At 43.3% G+C, this 466-nt stretch carries 1 protein-coding gene; it reads right to left on the bottom strand.

What is annotated here, in order from left to right; all coding sequences use genetic code 11:
• Nucleotides 1–44: 44 nt before the first annotated feature.
• Nucleotides 45–466: hypothetical protein (locus A3773_RS19805; protein ID WP_197462841.1), on the bottom strand; the 422-nt coding region annotated here is incomplete at its 5' end.

The following is a 466-nucleotide window of genomic DNA, read 5'->3' on the forward strand; positions in this document are numbered from 1 at the left end:
GCTTATTATTACTTTTTTTGTGATCTTATCTTTTTCTTTCTTTGTCACTTCTCTTTTCCCCTTCTTCTTCCTCCCTCTTTCCCCCTTCCTTTCTTCTCTCCCCTCTCCCCTTCCTTTCCCCCCCTCCCCCTTTTTTTTCCCCCCCCCCCTCTCCTTCTCCCCTCCTTCTCCTTTCTTTCTTTTTTTCCTCTTCTTCTCTTTCTTCCCTTTCCTTCTCTTTTTCCTTCCCTTCCTTTTTTTTTCCTCCCCCCTTTCTTCCCTTTTTTCTTTTTCTTCTTTCTTCTCTCCCCCCTCCCTTTTTCCTCTTTCTCTCCTTTTCTTTCCTTTTTTTCCTCCCCTCCTTCTCCTCTTTTTCCCCTTCTTTCCTTTTTTTTTTCTTCTTCCTCCTTCCTCCTTTTCCTCCTCCTTTTTCTCTCTTTCTCTTCCTCTCTTCTTCTCCCTTCTTTTCCCTTCTTCTCCTTTTCTC

The sequence above is a fragment of the Neptuniibacter pectenicola genome, assembly GCF_001597735.1.
GTDB lineage: Bacteria > Pseudomonadota > Gammaproteobacteria > Pseudomonadales > Balneatricaceae > Neptuniibacter > Neptuniibacter pectenicola.